Source organism: Pedobacter sp. UYEF25 (genome assembly GCF_054061655.1).
On the sequence record NZ_JBSSEL010000005.1, the window covers coordinates 40,405 to 65,084 of the forward strand.

A 24,680-nucleotide genomic window follows, 5' to 3' on the forward strand; every position below is an offset into this window, starting at 1 on the left:
GCAGTAAACTTACACAATCCGGACCCTGAAAAATTAATGGTTACTACAGTAGCTTGCCATGATAAGAAGAAGAATGTAGATGATTTTATGGCCAAAACAAAATACACCTATCAGGTGCTTATGTCGGATGGAAAGGTAGAAAAGGATTTTAAAATTAGGGGTTATCCAACCAAATTATTGTTCTTGCCAAATGGGGTTTACCTCACCATTCCTTATCTTTCTAATTATCAAGATATATTAAAAAAGTATTTGGAGTGGGAGATTTAACACACACACTTGCGTTCTTTTTACTGTAGGAAAATCTCAATGCTGCGAAAGACATACTATGAACTTTTATTATCGAAATAAGGACACCTAATTGTGAGACCTTTCGCTGCACTCAAGGCGACGATTCCGGGATTTTTCCATGCGCTGCTTCAGTCAAAATAGGTAGTATATAAACTAAACAACAGCACTCAAAAAAAATAATTAATAAATAATTTTTTTATACGAATACATTCGTACATTTGAATACGAAAAAATTCGTAGTATAATAAAATGGGGAAGATAGACAGCAAACCAACTGAGGGCGAAATGGAAATTTTACAGGTTCTTTGGGAACAAAAAAGTTGTACGGTTAGAACAGTGCATGAGGCTTTAAACAAAAAAGATTCTGGTTATACCACAACCTTGAAGCTAATGCAGATTATGCATGAAAAAGGCTTAGTTGATAGAGATACAAGTTCGAAAACGCACCTATATAAGCCCTTAATTAATCAAGAAAAGACACAGCAACAATTGGTTAATAGGATGATTGATAACGTTTTTAATGGCTCTGCTGCAAGGTTAGTTATGCAAGCATTAGGCAACAAAATAGCCTCCAAAGAGGAGATAGACGCAATTCGAGACTATTTAAATAAGTTAAAAGTTTAGGTTTCGATACCTATAGAGACGATTTATTTTATAAAAACTAAGCTATGGAAACTATAGTTAACAATTTAATCAAAGCAATTGGCTGGAGCATTCTCCATTTCTTGTGGCAGGGCGCAATTATATACGCAGTATTATTTATGGCGCTTGTTTCATTCCCGAAATTAAACTCGAAAGTAAAGCATAATCTTGCTTTTGGTGCGCTCCTTTTACTGTTTACCACATTTTGCTGTACATTTTTCTGTTTGTTTAGGCTACCTGTATATGATGCAACAAGCCAGCAATTGCTTATCAGCCAAATTACGTACAAAGATCTTTACCAACTAAGAAACAACTTCAGTTTTAATACAGAAGTTTACTTACCAGTAATTGTTACAGTCTATTTGGTTGGCATATTTTTTCAGCTGCTTGTATTTCTATCGAGTTATTTAAAACTTAAGCGGATTAAAAAAACAGGGACTTTAGCAATCCCTACAGATTGGAAAATTCTTTTTGATAGGACTGTTTCTCAGTTAAATATAAATAAGGAAGTAAAATTCTTCTTATCAGAGAAGGTTAATGTTCCATTGATAATTGGCTTTTTTAAACCAGTGGTTTTATTTCCGATTTCATTGGCCACACAGTTGGATATGCAGCAGGTTGAAGCAATTCTAATTCACGAATTATCGCACATCCGCCGCAACGATTACCTTATCAACCTTGTTAAAACCGGCATCGAAACCTTATTATTCTTCAATCCATTTGTATGGTTGATAAGCAAATTCATCAGCATAGAAAGAGAATATGCTTGCGACGATTTGGTCGTAAATTTTACGGGAACACCCCTAACCTATGCGCATACTCTTCTAAAACTAGAACTAGTTAGAGAGAAAAATACACCGGCTTTATCGTTAGCCGCTACAGGAAATAATCAGCATCTATACCAACGTATAAAAAGAATTACAAATATGAAAACGAATTACATCAATGCGAAGCAACAGTTTCTAACACTAATTATAACCATAGCAACGGTTTCATCTTTGGCTTGGATAAATCCAACAGAAAAACAAGTGCACATTAGTAAAAGAACGGATAATAAAAAGACAATTACAAGAACAACAGTAACAGACAAGCCACTTGATAAACATATCGTTATTAGAGCTGATACGGATACGACAAAGGCTAAGCGCCACAAAATGAAGATTACCATTACGGATAAAAAGGGAAATGTAAAGACCTATAATTCTTTGAGTGCATTGCCAGATAGCCTTAAAACAACGATGAGGCGAGGAATTATTGAAAGGGATTCGACGACAATATTTTTTAATTCTGCAGAATGGAAAGCAAAAACTAAGGATATCCAAAAACAAGCGTTGGAGCTTTCTAAAAAATTCGAAAGTAAGGAATGGCAGGATAAAATGGCGGCATTACAAGAAAATGCGGCGTCAATGTCTAAAAAGTTCGAAAGTAAGGAATGGAAAGAACAAATGGCAGCGGTGCAAAAAACTGCCACCGCCATGACAAAAAAGTTTGAGACTAAAGAATGGAAAGACCAAATGGCAAAAATTCAAAAAAGTGCCATGGCTATGTCAAAACAATTTGAAACCAAAGAATGGAAAGATCAAATAGCAAAAGTACAAGCAAGCGCCATGGCCATGGCAAAGCAATTCCAAACAAAAGAGTGGAAAGACGCCATGCAGAAACTTCAGAAAAACGTAGAAGAAACCCAAAAGAAATTTGATTCTACAGAACCGAACACAAAGACTGAAGATCTAAAAAAAGTGCAATAAGTAATTCAAGACAACTTTATTGGTTTTGCTATCACTAGATGATATTTATCCAATCCCTCCTAATTTTAAGTGGGATTGGATAATCTATCTACACAGCTGCTTTGTTCTTTGCGCCTTATTCTTTGTTCGATAAGTCAATATTTTAGTCTTCGTTATTCATAATGAGCTTGTCTTTCAAACTCAAACTATTGGTTTTGGTCATTAATTTGGCGGCTTTAACTAAATTCACAAATTCAGATCTGTAGCCTTCTTTATCTATTCCTTTAGCATTTTCTGCCGTAACGATGGCATGCTCATAAGAAGCATTTTGCCTAAATCTAGATTGACGCAACAGCATTCCAAATTCTGCAATGGCTGTGGCGAATCTAAAATTGTTACTGGTCGTGGTAAAACTTAACGGATTGTCTAGGACTGCCTTACTCAATAGCTTGCTTTTCTCGCCGTCTGGATCTTTATACCTCAGTTTTACAGTTAGCAACTCACCCCTATCTAAACCATTGGGTTTAACCGGTTTTTGATATTTCAGATCATCTACAATGCTGCTAAAACTATCCTTTACCCCTACCGGGATGATTTCATAGAGTGCTGTAATGGTGTGACCAGAGCCCAATTCGCCAGCGTCCTTTTTATCGTCGTTAAAATCCTCTTTATCGAGCAGCCGATTTTCGTACCCTATTAGTCGGTAAGCACTTACTCTAGATGGATTAAATTCAACTTGCAATTTCACATCTTTTGCGATGGTAAACAGCGTTCCACCAAATTGGGTTATTAATGTTTTGCGCGCTTCGTTAATGTTATCTATATAGGCGTAATTTCCGTTACCCTTATCTGCAAGGGTTTCCATTTTGCTGTCTTTATAATTGCCCATTCCAAAACCTAAAACAGTTAAGAAAATCCCCGTTGTTTTCTTGACCTCGATTAATTTTTCCATATCATCATCACTGCTTGCACCTACATTAAAATCTCCGTCGGTAGCAAGAATAACCCTATTGTTTCCGCCCTTCACAAAATTCCGTGTCGCAATTTTATAGGCAAGTTCTATACCTGCTCCACCTGCAGTAGAACCGCCTGCAATAAGTTTATCTAACGCTTCTTTTATAACTGTTTTTTGGTCTCCGCTCGTTGCTGGAAGCACTAATCCAGAATTGCCTGCGTAAACAACAATAGCTACTCTATCTTTAGCGCGCAACTGATCTGTTAGTAATTTAAATGAGGAAACTAGTAACGGTAATTTGTTTTGAGCATACATCGACCCAGACACATCGATCAAAAAAACGAGGTTGGTCGCTGGCAAATTATCGGTTGGAATGACTTTTCCCTGTAAGCCAATCTGCACCAATTTGTGTGTAGTATTCCACGGAGCATTGCTCATTTCTGTAACGATGTTAACCGGATCGGTACTTTTTGGTTGCTGATAGTGGTAATCGAAATAATTGATCATCTCCTCAATCCGAACCGCATCTGGCGGAGGCAATGTGCCATTGTTAATAAATCTACGCAAATTGCTGTAGGAAGCCGCATCTACATCTATAGAAAAAGTAGAGAGTGGATCATTCTTGACACTATGAAAACCACTTTCTGAAATGTTTGCGTAGCTTTCGGTGCTTTCTGGAAACGCAATATTTCTTAAGCCTGAAGTACTAGAGGGCATAACCATATTCATTGGGGATGCACCAACCATTTTTGATTTTGACCTTTTTTCGTATCCGATAACTGCCACGTCATTAAGGACTTGATCGGAGGGTCTCATCCGCACATTTATTATTTTTTTAGCAATTTTAATTTTTTGAGTCTTATACCCAATAAAGTAAAACGCAATCGTTTCGTCTTTCTCGTTTACAGAAATGGCATATTTTCCAAATTTATCGGTATTAGTCGTTGTTCGACTTGGATAAGAAATTACCTGAATTCCTGCGAGTGTCTTACCGTTTTCATCTGTTACCAAACCCGTAATATTTCTCTGATCGACAGCTCTGAAACCAAAAAAAATAAGGGCAACAGCTGCGAGTAAAATGAGCTTCTTCATAAGTAGTTTTTTTTGAATGATGCTGAATGTGGAAGTTTTCCACAGATAAAGCCAAAAAAAATTTTTATAATTGAGTAAAAAATTAGGTAAATCATTTTTTGAATTTTATAAAGCATACAGCTGATAAACGGCAGATTGAAGACGCAGAACTCATTGCTCAGTACAGGAGTACTGGCGATTTGGAGAAACTGGGTACTTTATACAATAGGTATATGCACTTGGTTTTTGGCGTATGCATAACCTATTTTAAAGATGAGGAAAAAAGTAAAGATGCCGTAATGCAGATTTTTGAGGAACTGATTCCGAAATTGATGGTGCACGAGGTGCAAAATTTTAAAAGCTGGTTGCACGTGCTTACTCGAAACCATTGTTTAATGGCTTTGCGAAAATTGGGAAAGCAAAATGTTGTATCTATTGATGAGACCTTTGTGGAAAACACTGAGTTTGTGCATCTGGATATAGACAACACAAAAGAAACGCAGCTTACATTGATGGAAAAATGCATGGAGTCGTTGAGTGAAGAGCAGCGCAAAAGTGTAGATTTGTTTTATCTACAGGAAAAATGTTATATAGAAGTAGCCGAAATTACGGGTTATGACTTGTTAAAGGTAAAAAGCTATATCCAAAATGGTAAGCGGAATTTAAAAATCTGCATAGAGAAGAACAGTAGTGAATAACGATTGGTTAAATATCGCAGTGCTTGAAGATTACCTAGAAGGTAAGCTTGATGCGCAAGCCATGTACCGGATTGAGCGTGAAGCGCTTGAAGATCCATTTGTTGCGGAAGCCTTAGAAGGACTTAGAGAAACTCCAAAAAGAAAACAAACACTTTCTATTTTACAAAAGCAACTACATGACCGCATTAAAAACCAACCTGTAAAGCGCAAAATGTGGGGCATAACGACTCAACGCCTAAGCATAGCCGCAACAGCTACCGTAGCATTTATTTCGGTAAGCATTTTATTTATTATGCGCGAAACCAATAGGCGCAATCAGCTTGTCAAATTAGATCATAAAGAAGTTATTATAAATTTAGAGAGCAGGTCAGCTAAAAATCAAGAAGCGCTAACTAAAACTGCGCCACCAAAAGAGTCAACATCCGTGGATAAAGCGGCGGTTATTGCTTCAGCTCCTCCCCTTTCTAAAGCATCACTTCGTAAAGCGAATGAAACCTATGTGTTGAGCGCTGGAGTAAAAAAAGATACTTTGGTTATTTCTTCTAACGCCCGAATTGCTGCTGCCGCTCCACAAAAAACCGGTGAAATAGGTGCAATAGTCCAAAGCACTGCAAATGGAATTGGCATATCTGAAAGGATGAACGAAGTGTTAACCGGCAAAGTTGTGGCAAAAGACGATGGTTTAGCTTTGCCTGGAGTTACGGTAAGGTTAGAAGGTAGTAATGTCTCTACTACAACAGACAAGAACGGAAACTTTACCTTGATTGCCGACAGCGCGCATAAAACCAATTTGATAGCAAGCTATATTGGCTTTAAACAAAAGTTAGTTAATCGAAATGTTTTAACCGATAACTTGGCAAAATCGAAATCATTAGATACGGCGCAGAGGAAAAGTGTCGCTCTACTTAAAAATAACTTCGCCGCAAAACCGATCCTTATTGAGTTAGCGGAAGATAAGCAGAATTTAAACGAAGTTGTTGTTGTTGGTTACCAGAAACAGATGAGGGCAACAATGACCGGAAGTGCAGCATCTATGATGTCTTCGGCCTCTTTGCCAACTGTAGGATGGACGAAGTGGAGAGCATACCTACAAAAAAACAACCGCATCATTAAAGATGACCAGAAGGTTAAAGAGGTTATTTTAGGATTTCATGTATCGAATCAAGGTACTCCAATCTACATAAAAGTAATCAAAGGCGTCGGAAAAAAAGAGAATTCAGAAGCGATCCGTTTGCTAAATGATGGGCCTCTTTGGAAATCTGTTGAGGAAGAAGTGCAGGTCACCATTGAGTTTTAGGAACGCTGGCTCGATAATCGCTCATTGTCTTTGATCTAAACATAGTCTGAAATAAGAATGCGCTCGCTAATGCGGAAGTTTGTTTCTAATCATTCCATACAATAAAGTTCCAAATAACGCACCCAAAATAACCAAGAGCATGGCGTAATAACCACAACCAACATTTACAAACATTGGGCCGGGGCAAGCGCCTGTTAAGGCCCAACCTAAACCAAAGATACTACCGCCGTATAAGTATCTTTTCCAACTTCTCACCTTGTCTTTTAGGATGATTTTTTCACCTTGGACATCATTCAGATTAAATTTTTTGATCAACCAAATGATAACTAATCCGAAAAATATCGCGGTAAAAATAATTCCGTACATGTGGAAAGATTGGAAACGAAACATTTCTTGGATTCGATACCATGAAACGGCTTCAGATTTTACCATTACAATGCCAAAAAACAGACCGCAAAGGATGTACTTTAAACCTTTCATCGTTTAAAAAATTAGTGGTAGTATAAAAAATGTCATCACTAAGCCCCCAATAAAAAACCCTATAACGGCAATTAATGAAGGCATTTGGAGATTGGCCAAACCTGTAATCGCGTGACCAGAAGTACATCCACCGGCATATCTGGTTCCGAATCCAACAAGTATCCCACCGAACATTAAAATAGAAATACCCTTAAAATTGGTCAACACATCCAAGCCGTAAATTTGCGATGGATTAAGTTGTCCATCGAATTTAATGCCGATGTTGCCCAAGTCTTTTATGGTAGAAGATGCCAATTTAATTGGCGCATTGTCTTTTAATAAGGTCGACGCAATAAAGCCTCCCAATACCGCACCGACTAAAAAAAGCAGGTTCCAGCGTTGCGCTTTCCAGTCGTAGTTAAAAAATGAGATTTTTTTTCCGGCGCCCAAAATGCTACACATGGTGCGTAAGTTAGATGAGAATCCAAAGGTTTTCCCCGAAAAAAGCAGCGCAGCCATAATTAACGCAATACAGAAACCAGAGAAATACCAAGGCCACGGATGGCTTAAAAATGTTAACATATCCAAATAGCGCTAGGTGTTGGCAACGGTAGAAATTTTGCCATTGTCTTTAATTGCTTTAAATCCTCCTTGTATGTCGATTAAATTTCTAAAGCCGCGTGCGCGCAGAATGGAGTTAAAAACCATAGACCGATATCCACCTGCACAATGGACATAGTAAGTATCGTCTTTGTTCAAATTTGTCATCTGTTCATTCACGTACTCTAAGGGGATATTTTTTGCTCCTTCCGCATGTTCAGTTGCAAACTCAGCCTCTTTTCTTACGTCTACTAAACGCACGCCGCCTGCTCTTATTTCTTTCTCAAGTTCAGCAGGGCTAATGGATTCTATATAATCTACTTCTTTCCCCGCCTTTTCCCAAGCTCTTACCCCTCCGTCTAAAAAACCGATCGTATGATCGTAACCCACACGTGCCAATCTAGTAATGCTTTCCTCTTCTTTTCCTTCCTCTGTAACCAACAAAATTTGGTGCAAAATATTCGGAATTAAAGTACCAACCCAAGGTGCAAAACTGCCGTCAATTCCGATATTTATTGCATTAGGCACGAAGCCTGAAGCAAATGTTTGCGGTGCACGAGTATCTAAAATAATGGCGCCAGTTTGATTGGCCATTCTTTCAAATTCGCTGGGGTTAAGTGCTATATTTCCTCGTTCTAAAACGATATCGATCGGCTCGTAACCTTCTTTATTCATTTTAACGTTTAGTGGAAAATAAGCTGGAGGTGGCAAAAGACCTCTATTAACTTCCTCAATAAATGACTCTTTCGTCATGTCTTGACGCAAGGCATAATTTGTCTTTTTCTGGTTTCCGAGCGTATCTGTCGTCTCTTTGCTCATATTTTTTCCGCATGCACTTCCCGCTCCATGCGCAGGATAAACGATGATGCCATCATTTAAAGACATAATTTTTTTGCGTAGCGAATCAAATAGATAACCAGCTAATTTATCTTGCGTTAAGTCCGTAACAGCGCTTTGGGCAAGGTCTGGTCTGCCAACGTCGCCAATAAAAAGTGTGTCACCAGAAAACAATGCTTTTTCTTCACCATTTTCGTCTTTTAACAAATAACAGGTACTTTCCATAGTATGCCCAGGCGTATGCAATGCGGTTATGGTAATGTTGCCAAGTTTAAAAACTTCATTGTCTTTGGCTTGATGGAATTCGAAATCCGGATTTGCATTAGGCCCGTAAATGATCGTGGCACCAGTTTTTTTTGCCAAATCTAAATGGCCTGAAACGAAATCTGCATGAAAGTGAGTTTCCAACACATATTTAATTTTTACATTTTTTGCGGCAGCTTTATTGATATAGGGTTGCACTTCTCTAAGCGGATCTATAATTGCAGCTTCTCCCTCACTTTCTATGTAATAGGCTCCTTGTGCCAAACATCCTGTATAAATTTGCTCTATAGTCATTTCTATAAGTATCTATTTTTTCTATCCACTTTAAATTAGCGTCTAGGATAAGTTTCTAACCGTTTTTATCACGGTAAAATACCCTCGCCGATCGTTGCATTAAATAAACACGTAGGAACAGAAGCCTACAAAGGTTTAAAAGCAAGCTAATAATTTCTACCGGATATTTTTTTAATAGTTGTAAAGGTACGTAAGTTTGCTGAAGCAAGTCGAACTCTTGACAAACACGGATTTGAAATTGATTGGAATAAAACTTTGACTCATTTGCCGATTTGAAACCTAGGTTTTTTTAGCTCCCAGACACGCCAACTAACATCCCAACAAATGAAAGCTTGGAAAAATCAATACTTAACAAACATTGTTAGCTGGTTGGCATTGTACAAAAACCAATACAAAAATAAAGTTAAAACAACTACTTCAATTTGGGTATTCTGCTTGGAGTATCCGTGCCATTAATAATGCTCGTGGCACTTTTGGCAATCGCTTTAATGGTAGATAAGATATTTTCTACATCTAAGGTGCTGTATTCATCTTTCACGGTATGGTAATATTTATCAATATCAATTTGGTCGGTGCTGATGGTATGTGCCGGGACGCCAAGCGCCGCAAGCGTTGCGTTGTCGCTTCGATAAAAAAGATTTTGCGCAGGATAGGGATCTGGATAAAACGTGAATGCTGTACCTGCTAGGTTTTTTTGCAAAATCTTTCCAAAGTCAGATCGTTCATAACCGGTAATGAAAGCTGTATTTTTTCCAAACTTAGAATCTTTACCAATCATTTCTATGTTAAACATCGCGACCACACCATCTGGATTTAACTGTTCTGAAAAATACTTCGAACCATAGCCACCAATTTCCTCGGCAGTAAATGCAGCAAACACCAACGTGCGTTCGTTATTATTTTTTGCAATGTAATATTTTGCCAAAGCAATCACCGCAGTAGTTCCAGAGGCATCGTCATCCGCACCATTCGCGATGCTATCACCCTCTACCGGTTTTAAAATACCAAGGTGATCATAATGGCCAGAGAAAACAACCAACTCTTTAACTTTGGATTTTCCCGGAATCATTCCCACCACATTAAACAGCGGCATTTTTTCTACAGAATTGACAAATGCTCCGCTAAATTTATCAGCAGAAGTGCTGCCTAACACAAAAACCTTAACAGCAGAGCTGCCTCCATCATTCAGCGCATCTACCGTTTGAGGCGCAGAAAAATGAGTCTGATAACGCTTAAAATCAGCTTCAAACTTTTTGTCCACCAACACCAACTGGTTTTTCCTTAGCGACATAATGGCGCCAATTTGATCTCTAAAAGGCTTTTCTGCATCTAGCTTTACCACAGTTGTGTTCGATTCATTTAAATCTTCACGAACCTGCGATAAACCCATAACCATTAAATTACTTGGCATTATATTTTGCCCATCTAATTTAAAACTCCAACTTACCCCAGTAATTCTATATTTATAAAAAGTTTGTCGGTAAGAATTATTCCCCTCCAAAGGTTTCAAGCCAATCTTTTTAAATTCAGCAGCAATAAAATTTGCAGCCTTACCTATGCCAGGTGTAAAAGTACCCCTACCCTGCATATCGTCTGCACTTAGCGTCTTTATAAGGCGATCCGTATAATCGCTAGTGATAATCTGATCGATATTTGCCTTACTGTCTCTCGGCGCAAGTTTGGGTGAGCAGGAGGCGATCAGCAACAAAGAAATTCCCATCGCACAATAGGAAATAATGATGGATGACTTGTCGTTTTTTCTCATAGATATAGGCTTATATAGCTGGTTATCGGTGGCGTAAATCTAGCCAAATGTTTCTGAAATTCCGTATTCTGAGAAATAAACACCTCTCCTAAAACCAATAAAAGCTGTTTGTAAAAAGATCAATCTTTGCATTTAGTCGGTTAGTCTGTATTCCAATTGATCTGTTCTAAATCTCGATTTGCACGGCCTTTTATAATTTCCTTTCTTTTGGTAGTTTCGGATTCTATTCGCGTTTCTTGTATATTATCGGTCACTTCAACCTTAAAGTCCTTCTCTTTTCCAGAATGGTGAATGGAAACCTCGTCTCCATCAGCAATGGCATAATCATATGGGCCGCGCTGGCTCATCAACTTCACAAATACCGGCAAACATTCAAAGAAGATAAAAAGAAGACCAATAAATGTTACCGCCAGATCCGTATTGCTGTCGGCCGTTCCATCTGCATTTTTCTTCAATTGCCCCAAGGCCCAATTTCTATCCGCAAAACCAGCAATATTTGCCAGGCTGTCTTGTTGTTTATTGGTAAATAACTTTTCTAAAAATAGTCCATCGAATTGCTTTCTACTGTCAATAAAAGCTTGAGCAGCACCTATCTTAGTTTTTAATGTATCTAATTCTGCTGTACGTGATGTGATCTCGGCTTCTTTCCTTTTGGCGTATGGCCCATAACCCATCACACCCGAAGTTTCTGTCGTTTTATTGCCAAAAATCTCAAAATTCAGCTTTTTTCTAGCAGTTTTAATGTCGCTTTCGAGTGAATCTCTCTCGGCAATTTGCTGCCCCAATCTACCAAATTCTACCCTATATTTGCTTTGGAACGAAGCATTTAGCGTATCGATTTTATCTCGTTGCGCCTTTAGATAGCTCACTTTTAAACGATCTTTAATTTCCTTATCGAATATTTTCAACTCCAATGGCCTAGAAATCACTATTCCAATCATAATGGCCAATAAAATACGTGGCGCCGCCTGCAAAAGCTGTTTCCATGTGCTCCCACTTTTATTTATGCTAGACACAATGTATCTATCCATGTTGAAAATAGCTGCGCCCCAAATCAGTCCGAAAATAATGGCAAAAATTATCGCAAAATCATCCCCCTTAAATACAAAGTACATGGCGTAACCGCCAGACAATGCAGCAAACAAACCAGTAAAAAATATGGTTGCACCAATGCCAAAATACCTATTTTGTTCGGTTGGATAATTTTCTAACGTATCGACATGAACGCCTGAGCAGAACCAAAAAAGACGATTGATTTTATCCATATTTCTGTTTATATTTAAACTCATCACCCTTCGAAATGTTACAGTAAAGTTAAGTTATTTTGGAGTTGTTAAGGCTGCATAGAATCGGCAATTGACTAAAAAACAATTGAAGTGAGCTGTTTGCTTCATCTATTTATAGGCATCTTTGCAGTTTTTGATCAAAGAGTATATATTTGCTAGACAACTTATCTGTAAAGACATGAAATACGCAACCGTTAAATTATTCTTCCTTCTTATGGTTTTTTCAACATTGGCAAAGGCACAAGATTGGCCAAACTTAGCTCGATATCGGGATGCCAATGAAAAGATAAAGCAAGACAAAACCAAGGCTGCGGCAATCTTTATGGGTGATTCTATCACCGATGGCTGGATAAACTCTTCTTCAGATTTCTTCTCTCAAAACAACTATTTAGATCGGGGCATAAGCGGCCAAACTTCGCCACAAATGTTGGTTCGTTTTAGAGCCGACGTGTTGGAGCTTAAACCCAAAGCAGTGGTCATTTTATGTGGCATCAACGATATAGCAGGAAATACAGGCCCATCTACGTTAAAAATGATCGAAGACAACATTATGTCTATGGCGCAACTGGCAAAAGCAAACAACATTAAGGTGGTACTTTGCTCGGTAACGCCTTCGAATAAGTTTGGCTGGAAACCAGAATTAAAGCCCGCAGACGACATCATCATGCTAAACAAATGGATTGCCGAATATGCAAAAGAAAACCGTTTTACCTTTGTAAATTACTATACAGCTTTGGTAAATGATGCCAAAGGAATGAAAACCGACTATTCTAAAGACGGCGTGCATCCTACAAAAGAGGGCTACACGGTGATGGAAAGTGTTATTCAACCAATTTTAAAGAAATTACTTTAGGGTATAATTCTATTTCAGGCGACGTGCATTTGGCCAATAGGTCCAAACTGAATTTAACATTTGGAGACCTCATCTTCACAATTCATCGGTTGCTGTAGCCTTCAATTCGCTCGTACACATGAAAACTTTGCCCTTACGGCAATTGTCCCTTTGTCCAGGCTTAGGGTAAAGCAATGGAACAAAAACCGTTTTTAGATTTAAAACAGTGCAAAATCGCTAAAACACCATTTTAACTTTAACTGAACCTTATTCTTAAACTGAGCCCTTAAATTCATATTTCTAACTTCGTCCGTTTCAAAACTTTTCATCAAACGTACAGAGAAACGTAAAAATTGATTTTTAAGAAACATAGCTCTTGCGTTTTCCGTTGTATTTTTACGTTTACAATTTACCAGCCACATGACTTTAAACAACAAATACATATCTGCAGAGGAAGCAGTTAAAATCGTTAAATCGGGTAACCGGGTTTTTTTACACGGGAGTGCGGCAACTCCTACTTTCCTTATAAAAGCACTTCAAGCACGTTATAAGGAATTAAGAAATGTTGAATTGGTAAGTATAAGTACGCTAGGAGAAAGCACATTCGACGATGAAAAATACAGAGAAAGTTTTTTCTTTAACTCTTTGTTTGTGTCTGAAAACTCTAGAAAAGTTGTAAATACATCTCGTGGCGATTATGTCCCGGTATTTTTAAGTGAAATTCCGTTGTTGTTCACACCAGAATTTTTGCCCATTGATGTGGCCATAATACAGATTTCTGAACCAGATAAACACGGTTATTGTACTTTGGGTACATCGGTAGATGTAACGAAAGCAGCATTTGACAATGCAAAAAAAGTAATTGCACAAGTGAACCCAAATATGCCACGTACCAATGGCGACGGTTTTATTCATACGAGTAAGATAGACGCTTTAGTTTGGCACGAATCTGCTTTGCCAGAGATCGATTATTCTGCAAAAGCAAGTGACACCATCGTATCCATCGGGAAAAATATTGCATCTCTCATAGAAGATGGTTCGACGCTTCAACTCGGTATCGGTAGCATTCCTGATCAAGTTTTAAAAAATTTAAATGGTCATAAGCACTTAGGCTTACACACCGAAATGCTCTCTGACGGGGTAATTCCTTTGATAGAAAGTGGTGTAATCGACAATTCAGAGAAAAAGTTGAACAGAGGAAAATCCGTTACTTCTTTTATGGTCGGCACTAAAAAACTATATGATTTTGTAGATGACAACATCAGTATCAGGGTGATGAACATCAGTTATGTAAACGACACGAGCATTATCCGCCAAAATCCGAAAGCAATCGCAATTAACAGCGCCATTGAAATAGACCTTACAGGACAAGTTTGTGCAGATTCTATCGGTACTTTTCAGTATTCTGGCATTGGTGGGCAAATGGATTTTATTAGAGGTGCATCCTTATCGCCGGGAGGTAAACCAATTATAGCCCTGCCATCCATTACCAATAAAGGCATTTCTAGAATTACGCCATTTATTAAAGAAGGCGCGGGCGTAGTAACCACAAGAGGCCATGTTCATTGGGTGGTAACAGAATTTGGCAAAGTAAATCTGTTTGGCAAAAACCTAAAACAACGCGGAAAGGCTTTGATAGAAATCGCACATCCCACCCATAAGGAAGAATTGGAAAAAGCGTTCCACGAACGTTTTAAAAACCTATAAAAGCTTAAAAATTAGGGTTTATTAGATGGTCACAAATTATTGTAGTGGTGCATCTTGCAAAGCTCAATTACGGCGCATTTAATCTCTTTTGCAGATAACATCGTAACTTATACACGCACTTAATCTCACAATAGCTTGATTATTGAGTGATTTTCATTATAAATTCATCCATTTAAAGCATATTGCAGCATAATTTGGCCCATGAAAAAACTGATTTTAATTTTATTGTGTTATATACCAATTGCCGTTTTTGCGCAAACCGTGAAAACCGACGTTTTGGTTATTGGCAATTCTGATGCTGCATTCGCGGCCGCGGCGCAAGCGAGTATATCTGGTGTACATGCAATTCTGCTAACGCCAAACAACCAGCTTCAACTAAACGATTTTAAGCAATTTAATGGAAATGGAGTTGCTGAAGTTTTTGAAAAAAATGCAAAAAAATATTTAAAACTTCCAGACAGCCTATCATTGCCTGTGTTAAATGCTGCAACAACCAACGCGGTAGTAAAATATTGGGCCGACAGCTCGAAACTGTTAAGTCTTTACACAAATAGTTCTTATTCCGGATTAAGGCGAAGTGGTAGCGGATGGATACTAAAACTTGCAAATGGTAGAGACCTTAAAAGTAAGGTATTGGTCATGGCCGGCGACCCAAAACAGCTATTTGCTTCTCTTAAAACTACTGATTTGCCTCCCGCAGAAACCGATACATTGACTTATAAAGACAATATGTACCGAACAAGTGTAGCCGGAATCTCTGCAGCGAAACCCCGATTTCTACCTTTGTATAATCTGCTAAATTCAACTGAAGACAACCTTATTTATTTAACTGCAGGAACATTAGAAATAGGGCAATCAGCGGGAGCGACAGCTGCCTATGCCGCTTTTTACAGCAAAAAATTGAGCGAATCCAACTTAAAAGGAATTCAAGGGGAACTTTTGCAATATAAACTTCCACTAATGCCTTTCGCAGACATAAAAATCGCAGACACCAACTGGCTTGCCATCCAGAAAATCGGTGTTACAGGGATTTTAAAAGCCGAAATAACAAACAATAAAGCTTTTTTTGGCGCTACGAGAGCAGTAACTTATGCGGAGATAAAGCAACCGATAAAAGAGTATTACTATAAAGCTCAGATTTGGTTCGACGACCATAAGGAGGGACCAATTAATTTAAGAACCTTGGTAAACTTAATTTGTTATGTCGGGAATAAAGCCGAGGATGCCACCTTAAAAACAATCAAAACTAATTGGAGTAAAAGTTATGGCTTCACATCCACTTTTGATTTAGAACGTGTGTTAACTAGGCGAGAATTTGCAGTGGTGGTTACACAGTTTCTAAAACCGTTTGATGACGTAAACATTGGCAAAAACGGCAGAGTAATACGATAGTGAATCGATAAAATCTTTTTTGTTTTTTTTTCAAATAAGTAAATCAAAAGTATTTTAATAATTGTTAATCCCATATGAAAGCAACTTGGAATGGCGCAACTTTAGCCGAAAGCGATGACACCATCGTAATAGAAAATAACCATTATTTTCCAAAATCATCCATTAAAGACTCTTTATTTAAACAATCAGAAACGCACTCAACGTGCCCTTGGAAAGGACAGGCATCCTATTATTCAGTCATTGTGGACGGGCAAGAAAACAAGGATGCGGCTTGGTATTATGCGGAGCCGAAAGATGCTGCAAAAGAAATTAAAGACTATGTTGCTTTTTGGAAAGGCGTTAAAGTTTCTTAACTAATGTTGCTAAATAAGCGCATTAAATCAAGCACCTAAATGTCTCTTGATTCCGAAAATTAGTTCGTATTGTTAAAGTTCTCCAAAATTTAAAGTAAGCTAACGGTTTTCATTTTACAACAATACACCGTATGCCCGATTCGGTACAATATGTCAAAGGCATTTCCATTTTTAGCCCTCGAACCAGTGAGGCTCAAGAGTTGCATGCGCTAAATATTTACTTTATCGTCGCATCTTCGGCAATCTTGATTCTTGTCATCGGAATGCTTATTTTCATCTCATTTAAGTTTAGGCCAAAACAAAATCAAACAGAACCAAAACAGATTTACAGCAATCGTTTACTTGAAATTTTTATGGTGGGCCTGCCTTTTATTTTGGTCTCCTATTTTTTCTACCTCACGGTAAAAACCATGAGAGACACCGAGCCACAGGTAACAAACGACAAACCTACGGTTGTAATTACTGGCAAACAGTGGTGGTGGGAGGCACATTATCCTAGTGGAGCAATTACTGCAAATGAAATTCATCTTCCGGTAAATGAAAAAGTGCTTCTTAAATTGCAGGCTGCAGATGTAATACACGATTGGTGGCTTCCCTCTTTCGGACCTAAAATGGATATGATTCCGGGCGTAACGAATTATTTATGGCTAAACATTTTAAAACCCGGCACGTATGTAGGCGCTTGTAGCGAATTCTGCGGTAGGCAGCATGCAGGAATGCGAATTAAAGTAATTGCACAGACGAGAAAAGAGTACGATTTGTGGCTTGCCGAAAATGCAAAGCCGGCGATTATTTCCACAAACGAAAACATAAAAAAAGGAGAATTGCTCTTTAGTAAAAGTAGCTGTGGCTCGTGCCACAGCATCCGCGGCACCAGTGCTGTTGGAAATGTTGGTCCAGATCTTACTCACATCGCAAATAGAAGCACATTATTGTCTGGTTTAGTAAATAATAATAAAGAGAATTTAACCCATTTTATAAGTAATCCTCAAGCGTTAAAACCAGGGGTAAACATGCCGCGCTTTATTTACGAAAAAGATAGTATTGCTATTTTGGTTGATTATTTAAGCAGTTTAAAATAATGGAAGCGCTCAATATACCTAAACCAGAAGAACAGATACCAAATACAAATGTAAGTTTTAGTCAAGGCCTGCTGCAATGGATTTCAACAGTAGACCATAAACAAATTGGCATTTTATATTTATTAATGGCCGTGTTATTTCTACTTGTTGGAGGGCTGGCAGCTCTATTGATGCGGATACAGCTCGCAGTTCCGAACAATACGTTTTTAAGTCCGGAAGTATACAATCAACTCTTTACCATGCACGGGACGACCATGATTTTTTTGGTCGCAACGCCTGCCATTTTGGGCTTTTCAGTATACATGACGCCACTAATGATTGGCGCAAACGAAACTGCTTTTCCAAGAATAAATGCCTTTAGCGTTTGGATAAGCTTTTTTGGTGGGCTACTTCTATATTATAGCTTTTTAGCCGGCGGTGCACCCGATGCAGGCTGGTTTAATTATGCGCCGCTGAATACAAGTCAGTATTCTTTAACTACAGGGATCGATTATTACTGCATAGGCCTTTTACTTATAGGCGCAGGAACGGTTGCCACAGCTATAAATCTTGTGGTTACCATTATTTACTATAGAAGCCCGGGAATGAATCTTAAAACCATGCCCGTTTTTGTATGGATGATTTTAACAAATTCCATTTTAATCATCGCAGCTTTTCCTCCTTTAAATGCAGCTTTGGCGATGCTTTTAGTGGATAGACAATTACATGCCCACTTTTTTAATCCGAATGACGGAGGATCCGCACTGCTTTGGCAACACCTATTTTGGGGATTTGGGCATCCAGAAGTTTACATCCTCATTCTACCATCTTTTGGCATCTTATCCGAAGTATTTTCAGTGTATTCTCGCAAACCCATTTTTGGGTATTGGATCGTGGTGGGTTCAGGAATGTTAATTGCACTACTTGCTTTTGGCGTTTGGGTGCACCATATGTTTGCGGTTGGTTTGGGCTTAACCGTATATAGTTTTTTTGCAGCAAGCAGCATGTTAATTGGGGTTCCTACCGGGATAAAAATTTTTACATGGCTTGCGACCATGTGGGGCGGATCACTTCGTTTTACAACTTCTATGCTTTTCGCGATGGCATTTTTAGTAGAATTCACCATTGGCGGTCTGAGTGGAATCTCTTTCGCAATTGTACCAATCGATTGGCAACTAACAGATACTTACTATGTAGTGGCTCATTTGCATTATGTTTTTGTCGGCGGAAGTCTCTTTGGTTTGCTGTCTGGATTATTTTATTGGTTCCCAAAAATTACTGGTAGAATGATTAGTGAGAAATTAGGAAGATGGTTTTTTTGGTTATTTGTAATCGGATTTAACACCACATTCTTCATTCAACACGTACTCGGTGTAAACGGTCTGCCGCGTAGAGTCTACACTTTTGCAAACTTTAAAGGTTACGCCTGGATGAATATGCTCTCTACAATTGGGGCATTTCTTATGGGCTTTTCTGTGTTGTTTCTACTTTATATTTTGCACAAAAGCAGAAAAACAGGAAAAATTGCGAGCAATGATCCTTGGGCAGGATATACATTAGAATGGGCGACAACTTCGCCTCCACAATTAAAAAACTTTACAAAAGTTCCGCCAATCGCCACATTTAGGCCTTTAAGAGATTTAAGAAAAAAATTAGCAGATAAAAAGTGATATGGAAAATAAACTGATGATGAAATTGGTTATTGCCACAGAAGCCATCCTCTTCATATCGCTGGTGATTGCCTACGTGTACTTCGCCTTAAACTCCAATTTTGGCAGTCAATCTAAATCATTGTTAAACATTAAAGCGGAAAGTATCTTTACTATGGCGCTTTTTCTAAGCAGTTTTACACTTTATCTCGCAGAGCGAAATTATAAAAAAGGCAATTATAAAAACCTTAAAATTTGGATGATTGTTACGGTAATATTGGGCTTTACTTTTTTATCTGGTCAGGCAATAGAATATAAAAACTTACTTGCGGCCAACTTTACCATCAGCAATAATATGTTTGGTACCAATTATTTTACGTTGACCGGTTTTCATGCTTTCCATGTTATTGTGGGTTTAGTGATGCTTTGTATCCTTATTTATTTAATTTTTAAGGGAAATTTTAGAGATCATCAATCAAACGTTATAGAAACAATTGGTTTGTATTGGCATTTTGTAGATGTGGTTTGGGTAATTGTTTTTACACTAATTTATGTTTCACCCTATTTTATTAGATGAGCTAAATATGGAGAATCTATCAAGTTATTGGATGGTTGATTGGGGCGCAATTTTTTTAACGGTGTTTCTCACTTTCACATACTTTAAGTTATCGGCAGGAAAGTTTACAAAAGGATCAAGAAGTTATTTTTCAGCTTTGGTTTTGATGCTTTTAGTTACTACTTCGCCGCTACACTTTCTCGGTATGCGTTATTTATTAAGTGCTTATATGCTCGTTCATATTTTTTTATTGCTTATTTGTGGGCCGCTGCTGGTAATCGGCCTTCCTAAAGATCTTCCCAAATCCCATAAACTAACTACTGTCGTTTCTACAACTATGAACAATTGGCCATGGTTGGGATGGATTTCTGGAATAGGCACGATGTGGTTTTGGCACATTCCAATTGTCTTCGACGCGGTTTTTCCTATGCATCATAGCACTTTTAGCTTTAATCTGCTCCCTTTTTTACATACGGTAACGCTTCTTTTCGCAGGTGTATTATTCGCCTGGCCAATTATGGGCCCGATAAAGTCTTTGCGCTTACATCCATTATTGGGCATCGTTTATCTATTTACGGCTTGCATCGGTTGCTCCATATTGGGCCTGTACCTTACTTTTGCGCCGCCATCGTTATATGCACACTATTTTATGCCTGATGTGTACGGCTTCTCAACTATGATCTTAAAAAATTGGAACATCACGAGAAGCACAGATCAACAAGCAGCCGGCCTTATTATGTGGGTGCCTTGCTGTTTCATATACATTTGTGGTTGCTGCTACCTATTTTTTCATTGGATAAAAGACAAAGACATGCCAAAAATCAAAACGCCCATTTGGAAAGGAAGTTATTATGAGTAAGACAGCGGACGTAGGTGTAATGGATAGAGAGATTACCAACGATATTTTAATAGAACAGGTAAAAACCTGGACGGATGAAGCAAGACCACAAACGCTTCCCAAACCTACCTATTGGCCATTTTTTCTTGCTTTCGGATTTACATTTCTACTCTGGGGCATTCTAACAACGTGGATTATTTCTGTTGTCGGCTTTGTAACCATTGTTATTTCCATACGAGGATGGATAAAAGATTTAATCGATGAAACAAGAAAAAGAAATTAGCGAAGGAAGACGTAACTTCCTCTTGAAACTAAGTATTGGTTTGGGTGGTCTAGCTGCTTTAGGTGCCGGAATTCCGGTGATAGGAGCGCTGTTTAATCCACTTATTAAAAAACAAAAACAAACGTGGCGAGAGGTTGCCAAGCTAGGGGATTTTAAAATTGGAGATACCAGATTGGTTAAATTTACCAACGCAAATAATAACACATTGGCTGGAGAAAGCGATCAATCGGCCGCTTGGTTACGCAGAGATTCCGAAAAAAAGTTTACAGCCTTTTCCATTAATTGTACGCATCTAGGATGTCCAATTCGCTGGGAAGAAGGAGCGGATTTATTTATGTGTCCATGCCATGGCGGCGTTTACTATAAGGACGGCTCGGTAGCTGCTGGTCCACCACCGAAAGCTTTGGTGCAATATGAAGTGCGGCCGAAAAACGGTAACATAGAAATACAAACGGCCCCAGTACCCATTACAAAGATGATTTCCTAGCATGGCTTGGCTCAAAAAATTAAGTAATTATATAGAGGATAGAACTGGCATCGGCGCTGCTGTAAAGCCTTTGCTTAACCATTTAGTGCCGCCAAATAGCAAATGGAGCTATGTATTTGGAAGCGCAACGCTTTTTTGCTTCTTACTACAGGTTGTTACCGGAATTGGGTTAAGCTTTTTATACGAGCCTTCCTCTGCCAATGCTTACCACTCTTTGCAATACATTACCAATCAAGCTTTTTTAGGCAATGTGTTACGCGGCATCCATTTCTATGGCGCCTCCGGCATGGTGCTATTTGCGGGCATACATCTTATTAGGGTTTACATTACCGCAGCCTACAAATATCCGAGAGAAATAAATTGGGTAACGGGTGTTATTCTACTGTTTTTAACGGTTGCGATGGGCTTTACCGGCCAGCTATTAAGATGGGATAGCAATGGCGTTTGGAGCACGGTGGTCGCCGCACAACAAGCTGGTCGGGTGCCAATTATTGGAGATTATCTGGCCCGGGTGCTACTTGGTGGCTCAACCATCGGCGACAATACGCTGAGCAGGTTCTTTGCATTTCACGTATTCGCTATCCCGGCACTCATGTTTTTGCTTATAGGCTTGCATTTGTTTTTGGTAATTAGAAATGGCATATCAGAACCGCCAAAAGCCGGTCGTTTGGTAGATCCAAAAACATATAGGAAGTGGTACAGCGACATGCTTAAAAAAGTGGGCGTGCCATTTTGGCCAAATGCCGCTTGGCGAGATGCACTATTCGGCGCTTGCGTTGTTTTGGCAATTATTGGCTTAGCGATCGTTTTTGGTGCCCCCGCCTTAACAAAAGCGCCAGATCCATCCTCTATAAATGCTGTGCCAGAACCAGATTGGTATATGATTCCGTTTTTCGCTGTATTTGCCCTCATGCCCCCCAAAATCGGTTCGTACATTATCTTTTTCGGACCATTGTTTACCATTTTAATTTTTCTATCAGTTCCATTCATCTCCAACCGGGGCGAGCGTCACGCCATCAGAAGACCATGGGCAGTTTTCGGAGTCATAACTACATTATCTTTTATATTTGGCTTTATGTATTTGGGCTATCAGGCAGATTGGTCGCCACATTTTAATACGCCACCATTGGCAAATACCATGAAGTTTAAGCAAGTAAATTTAGAGCACGGCTTAAATCTCTTCTATAAAAAAGGTTGTCAGTATTGTCACCGAATAAATGGAGTTGGTGGCAAGCGCGGACCAGACCTTTCAAACGTCAGCAGGTCTTGGAATGAACAACAACTTAAAGTAATGATTACAAATGGCGCACTCAATATGCCTGCTTATGGAGGTATTCTTACCAAAGACGAGATGAACGATATTGTAAGTTTCTTGAAGACAAGAAAATAGGTTTAGGCAAGGTTTAAAGATTCAGATTAAAGCTGAGGTTTATGTTGAGGATAAAAATTATTTGGGCGCTTTAACACGCCATCCGCTGTATTTTTTTGGCAGAAAAGCCCAAAAAGATGCCGCTTCTGTCGTTAGCGCTTAACAAATGATTCAACGATAACATTGATGGCATAATGCTGATTTATCACGGCAATTTTTCTTGTCAAGGTTTAACTTAAAAAACTATTAATGTCTGCTAACTTTCTGCTTTTGCATACTAAGACCAAGACAACATGGATTTCAGCATTTTCAGGAGCTTGCCCACCTTTTTAAACGAAATTTTGTTCGTTGGAATTTCTTAAACAAAGATAAATCGGTCAAAAAATTGAAATGACTTCTTCCAAAACCAATCAAATTGACTGGATAATTAATTTTGGACTAAACACATTGTGCGGATTCAAATTTTGAATAAAAGGCCATAAAAAAAAAAGGGAGGTAGTTTAAACTACCTCCCATTTAATTCGTGACATTAATCGGTTTAAAACTTATCAAAAAATAATTTTGTCTCCACCTTATCGCCACCAATGGCGGTAGCTGCAGCTTTGTAATTACTTGTATTAATATTTTGTTCATTAATTGGATACCTCAAACGCACAGGAAAACCACTTTGTGCACTTGCGGGTGGTAATAACTTTGGAAAATCCAATCGTCTTTGCTCTATCCAGGCATCCCAACCTCTATTGTATAAAGCCAACCACTTTTGAATACCAATTTTTTCTTTGTAAGTAGCTGCTGCAGTTAAATAATTTGCCCCAGGGGTGGCTAAATAAATAGTTGCATTTGCATCAGAACCACCCCAATATTTTATTGAAGCGGTTACTCCTGCATTGTAATGCCCTATTGCAGTACCACCGACAGAAAAACCTCTCTCTACAGCTTCTGCCAAGTTAAGTTCTGTTTCAGAATAGCTTAAAAGCAGACTCGGATAATCCGGTGCTGTTAATGCAACTGCTGGTTTAGAAAATGTTGCATAGGCGCTACTTTCTCCAGGCGTACCTCCCGAATAACCTCCCGCTCCATCAACTGTGAGATAAAGTGGTAATCTAGGATCTGCTAATGATTTCAATTTATCTACCAATGTACTCGCTCCAACAAAATCCTTTCGCCCACTTTGCACTAAATCCACCCAAATTGGATTTGTGTTTGGGGGGCTACTTTGGTATCTGAACAAAGCGTTATCAGCCGCAGAAGTGAACGCATTTGGAGCTGCAGATTCCACTACAGTTTTTGCTTTTGTAGGGTCGGAATCCGCAATAGTGATTCCCATTTTTAATTTCAAAGTATTTGCAAACTTTTTCCAGCTTGTTACATCTCCACCATAAATGATATCGGCACCGCTAAAACTTCCGGCAGCAGGGTTTAATGCTGCAATATCTGCATCCAACCTAGTCAGCAAGTCGTAATATACTGTCTTTGCATCATCGTATTTTGGAAAAGTATTGGTAATGTCTAATGCTTGAGAATACGGAATATCACCATAAGTGGTTACTAAATAGTAAAAGGCATAAACCTGCATGATATCAGTGATGGCAATATCGTTTTTTAGCACTGCTGGATCAGCCACATCTTGAGCAACCTTTTTCTTGGTTTCATCAAAATTTTTAATCACAACACTGTAAAGCACATTCCAAAGATTATCTGGAATTGGCCGTGTGGTGAAATCGTAATTACTTTCATCTGTGTAGGTTGTTTCCTGCCACTGTTGCTCTACCAATCTAAATATATTGGAATTAACATTTGAGGAGGTTAATACATTAGATAGACTTCTCTGAGCATTGGTAAACAATGCAGATGAAGGTACATTAAGCGGGTTTTTTGGATCAACGTTTAAACTCGTCAAATCCTTAGTACAAGCCGACAAAATGAATATGGGTACAAAAATTAAAAATATCTTTTTCATTTTCCTGTAT

The 24,680-nt window shown here is 38.6% G+C and carries 23 protein-coding genes; 16 read left to right on the forward strand and 7 right to left on the reverse strand.

Annotated features, from left to right (window positions below; translation table 11 throughout):
- Positions 1-36 precede the first annotated feature (36 nt).
- The 3 genes from ACVWYG_RS06670 to ACVWYG_RS06680 all read left to right on the forward strand — a co-directional run bounded on the left by ACVWYG_RS06670 (position 37) and on the right by ACVWYG_RS06680 (position 2,678).
- Entirely contained in the window at positions 37-267 is a 231-nt protein-coding gene (locus ACVWYG_RS06670; protein ID WP_457269390.1) for a TlpA family protein disulfide reductase, read from the forward strand.
- A gap of 270 nt (positions 268-537) precedes the next feature.
- On the forward strand, positions 538-912 hold the full coding sequence (locus ACVWYG_RS06675) for a BlaI/MecI/CopY family transcriptional regulator (protein ID WP_457269391.1): 375 nt from the start codon (positions 538-540) through the stop codon (positions 910-912).
- A gap of 44 nt (positions 913-956) precedes the next feature.
- The gene (locus ACVWYG_RS06680; RefSeq protein ID WP_457269392.1) at positions 957-2,678 is read left to right on the forward strand and encodes a M56 family metallopeptidase; all 1,722 of its coding nucleotides are present in this window, start codon (positions 957-959) and stop codon (positions 2,676-2,678) included.
- Positions 2,679-2,820: 142 nt separating this feature from the next.
- On the opposite strand, the gene ACVWYG_RS06685 is transcribed toward ACVWYG_RS06680, so the two are convergent.
- Positions 2,821-4,704, reverse strand: a complete 1,884-nt coding sequence (locus ACVWYG_RS06685; RefSeq protein ID WP_457269393.1) for a YfbK domain-containing protein — start codon at positions 4,702-4,704, stop codon at positions 2,821-2,823.
- Positions 4,705-4,802: 98 nt separating this feature from the next.
- On the opposite strand from ACVWYG_RS06685, the gene ACVWYG_RS06690 reads away from it, so the two are divergent.
- Together ACVWYG_RS06690 and ACVWYG_RS06695 are read left to right on the forward strand one after the other, a co-directional pair.
- Entirely contained in the window at positions 4,803-5,381 is a 579-nt protein-coding gene (locus ACVWYG_RS06690) for an RNA polymerase sigma factor (RefSeq protein WP_457269394.1), read from the forward strand.
- Positions 5,374-6,678 carry a carboxypeptidase-like regulatory domain-containing protein gene (locus ACVWYG_RS06695; RefSeq protein WP_457269395.1) on the forward strand — a complete coding sequence of 435 codons (1,305 nt, stop codon included), beginning with the start codon at positions 5,374-5,376 and terminating at the stop codon, positions 6,676-6,678. The genes ACVWYG_RS06690 and ACVWYG_RS06695 overlap by 8 nt, the downstream gene beginning before the upstream one ends.
- Before the next feature lie 66 nt (positions 6,679-6,744).
- Here ACVWYG_RS06695 and ACVWYG_RS06700 read toward each other — a convergent pair whose 3' ends face one another.
- The 5 genes from ACVWYG_RS06700 to ACVWYG_RS06720 form a co-directional block, all read right to left on the reverse strand.
- Entirely contained in the window at positions 6,745-7,158 is a 414-nt protein-coding gene (locus ACVWYG_RS06700) for a DUF6691 family protein (protein ID WP_457269396.1), read from the reverse strand.
- 3 nt (positions 7,159-7,161) lie between these two features.
- Positions 7,162-7,719: a YeeE/YedE family protein gene (locus tag ACVWYG_RS06705; RefSeq protein WP_457269397.1), complete on the reverse strand. Its 558-nt coding sequence runs from the start codon at positions 7,717-7,719 to the stop codon at positions 7,162-7,164.
- A 12-nt stretch (positions 7,720-7,731) separates the two neighbouring features.
- Positions 7,732-9,132 carry an MBL fold metallo-hydrolase gene (locus tag ACVWYG_RS06710; protein ID WP_457269398.1) on the reverse strand — a complete coding sequence of 467 codons (1,401 nt, stop codon included), beginning with the start codon at positions 9,130-9,132 and terminating at the stop codon, positions 7,732-7,734.
- 412 nt (positions 9,133-9,544) lie between these two features.
- The gene (locus tag ACVWYG_RS06715; protein WP_457269399.1) at positions 9,545-10,897 is read right to left on the reverse strand and encodes a M20/M25/M40 family metallo-hydrolase; all 1,353 of its coding nucleotides are present in this window, start codon (positions 10,895-10,897) and stop codon (positions 9,545-9,547) included.
- A 140-nt stretch (positions 10,898-11,037) separates the two neighbouring features.
- Positions 11,038-12,162, reverse strand: a complete 1,125-nt coding sequence (locus ACVWYG_RS06720; protein WP_457269400.1) for a DUF4407 domain-containing protein — start codon at positions 12,160-12,162, stop codon at positions 11,038-11,040.
- Between the two features lie 199 nt (positions 12,163-12,361).
- Here ACVWYG_RS06720 and ACVWYG_RS06725 point away from each other — a divergent pair, with 199 nt between their 5' ends.
- From ACVWYG_RS06725 to ACVWYG_RS06775, 11 genes are all read left to right on the forward strand, one after another.
- Positions 12,362-13,036, forward strand: coding sequence for an SGNH/GDSL hydrolase family protein (locus ACVWYG_RS06725; protein WP_457269401.1), 675 nt, complete (start codon positions 12,362-12,364; stop codon positions 13,034-13,036).
- Positions 13,037-13,435: 399 nt separating this feature from the next.
- Positions 13,436-14,722, forward strand: coding sequence for an acetyl-CoA hydrolase/transferase family protein (locus tag ACVWYG_RS06730; RefSeq protein ID WP_457269402.1), 1,287 nt, complete (start codon positions 13,436-13,438; stop codon positions 14,720-14,722).
- A 201-nt stretch (positions 14,723-14,923) separates the two neighbouring features.
- Positions 14,924-16,114, forward strand: coding sequence for a hypothetical protein (locus ACVWYG_RS06735; protein ID WP_457269403.1), 1,191 nt, complete (start codon positions 14,924-14,926; stop codon positions 16,112-16,114).
- 74 nt (positions 16,115-16,188) lie between these two features.
- Positions 16,189-16,467: a DUF427 domain-containing protein gene (locus ACVWYG_RS06740; protein WP_457269404.1), complete on the forward strand. Its 279-nt coding sequence runs from the start codon at positions 16,189-16,191 to the stop codon at positions 16,465-16,467.
- A 131-nt stretch (positions 16,468-16,598) separates the two neighbouring features.
- Complete coding sequence (gene coxB / locus ACVWYG_RS06745; protein WP_457269405.1) at positions 16,599-17,549, forward strand: cytochrome c oxidase subunit II; 951 nt, start codon at positions 16,599-16,601, stop codon at positions 17,547-17,549.
- Complete coding sequence (locus tag ACVWYG_RS06750; RefSeq protein WP_457269406.1) at positions 17,549-19,198, forward strand: cytochrome c oxidase subunit I; 1,650 nt, start codon at positions 17,549-17,551, stop codon at positions 19,196-19,198. Before coxB ends, ACVWYG_RS06750 begins: the two co-directional genes overlap by 1 nt.
- Before the next feature lies 1 nt (position 19,199).
- Entirely contained in the window at positions 19,200-19,754 is a 555-nt protein-coding gene (locus tag ACVWYG_RS06755; RefSeq protein WP_457269407.1) for a cytochrome c oxidase subunit 3, read from the forward strand.
- Positions 19,755-19,761: 7 nt separating this feature from the next.
- The gene (locus ACVWYG_RS06760) at positions 19,762-20,592 is read left to right on the forward strand and encodes a cytochrome c oxidase assembly protein (RefSeq protein ID WP_457269408.1); all 831 of its coding nucleotides are present in this window, start codon (positions 19,762-19,764) and stop codon (positions 20,590-20,592) included.
- Complete coding sequence (locus ACVWYG_RS06765; RefSeq protein ID WP_457269409.1) at positions 20,585-20,854, forward strand: hypothetical protein; 270 nt, start codon at positions 20,585-20,587, stop codon at positions 20,852-20,854. The genes ACVWYG_RS06760 and ACVWYG_RS06765 overlap by 8 nt, the downstream gene beginning before the upstream one ends.
- Positions 20,832-21,341: a QcrA and Rieske domain-containing protein gene (locus ACVWYG_RS06770; protein WP_457269410.1), complete on the forward strand. Its 510-nt coding sequence runs from the start codon at positions 20,832-20,834 to the stop codon at positions 21,339-21,341. The genes ACVWYG_RS06765 and ACVWYG_RS06770 overlap by 23 nt, the downstream gene beginning before the upstream one ends.
- A 1-nt stretch (position 21,342) precedes the next feature.
- The gene (locus ACVWYG_RS06775; protein WP_457269411.1) at positions 21,343-22,731 is read left to right on the forward strand and encodes a cytochrome b N-terminal domain-containing protein; all 1,389 of its coding nucleotides are present in this window, start codon (positions 21,343-21,345) and stop codon (positions 22,729-22,731) included.
- 517 nt (positions 22,732-23,248) lie between these two features.
- Here ACVWYG_RS06775 and ACVWYG_RS06780 read toward each other — a convergent pair.
- Positions 23,249-24,670, reverse strand: coding sequence for a SusD/RagB family nutrient-binding outer membrane lipoprotein (locus ACVWYG_RS06780; protein ID WP_457269412.1), 1,422 nt, complete (start codon positions 24,668-24,670; stop codon positions 23,249-23,251).
- Positions 24,671-24,680 lie beyond the last annotated feature (10 nt).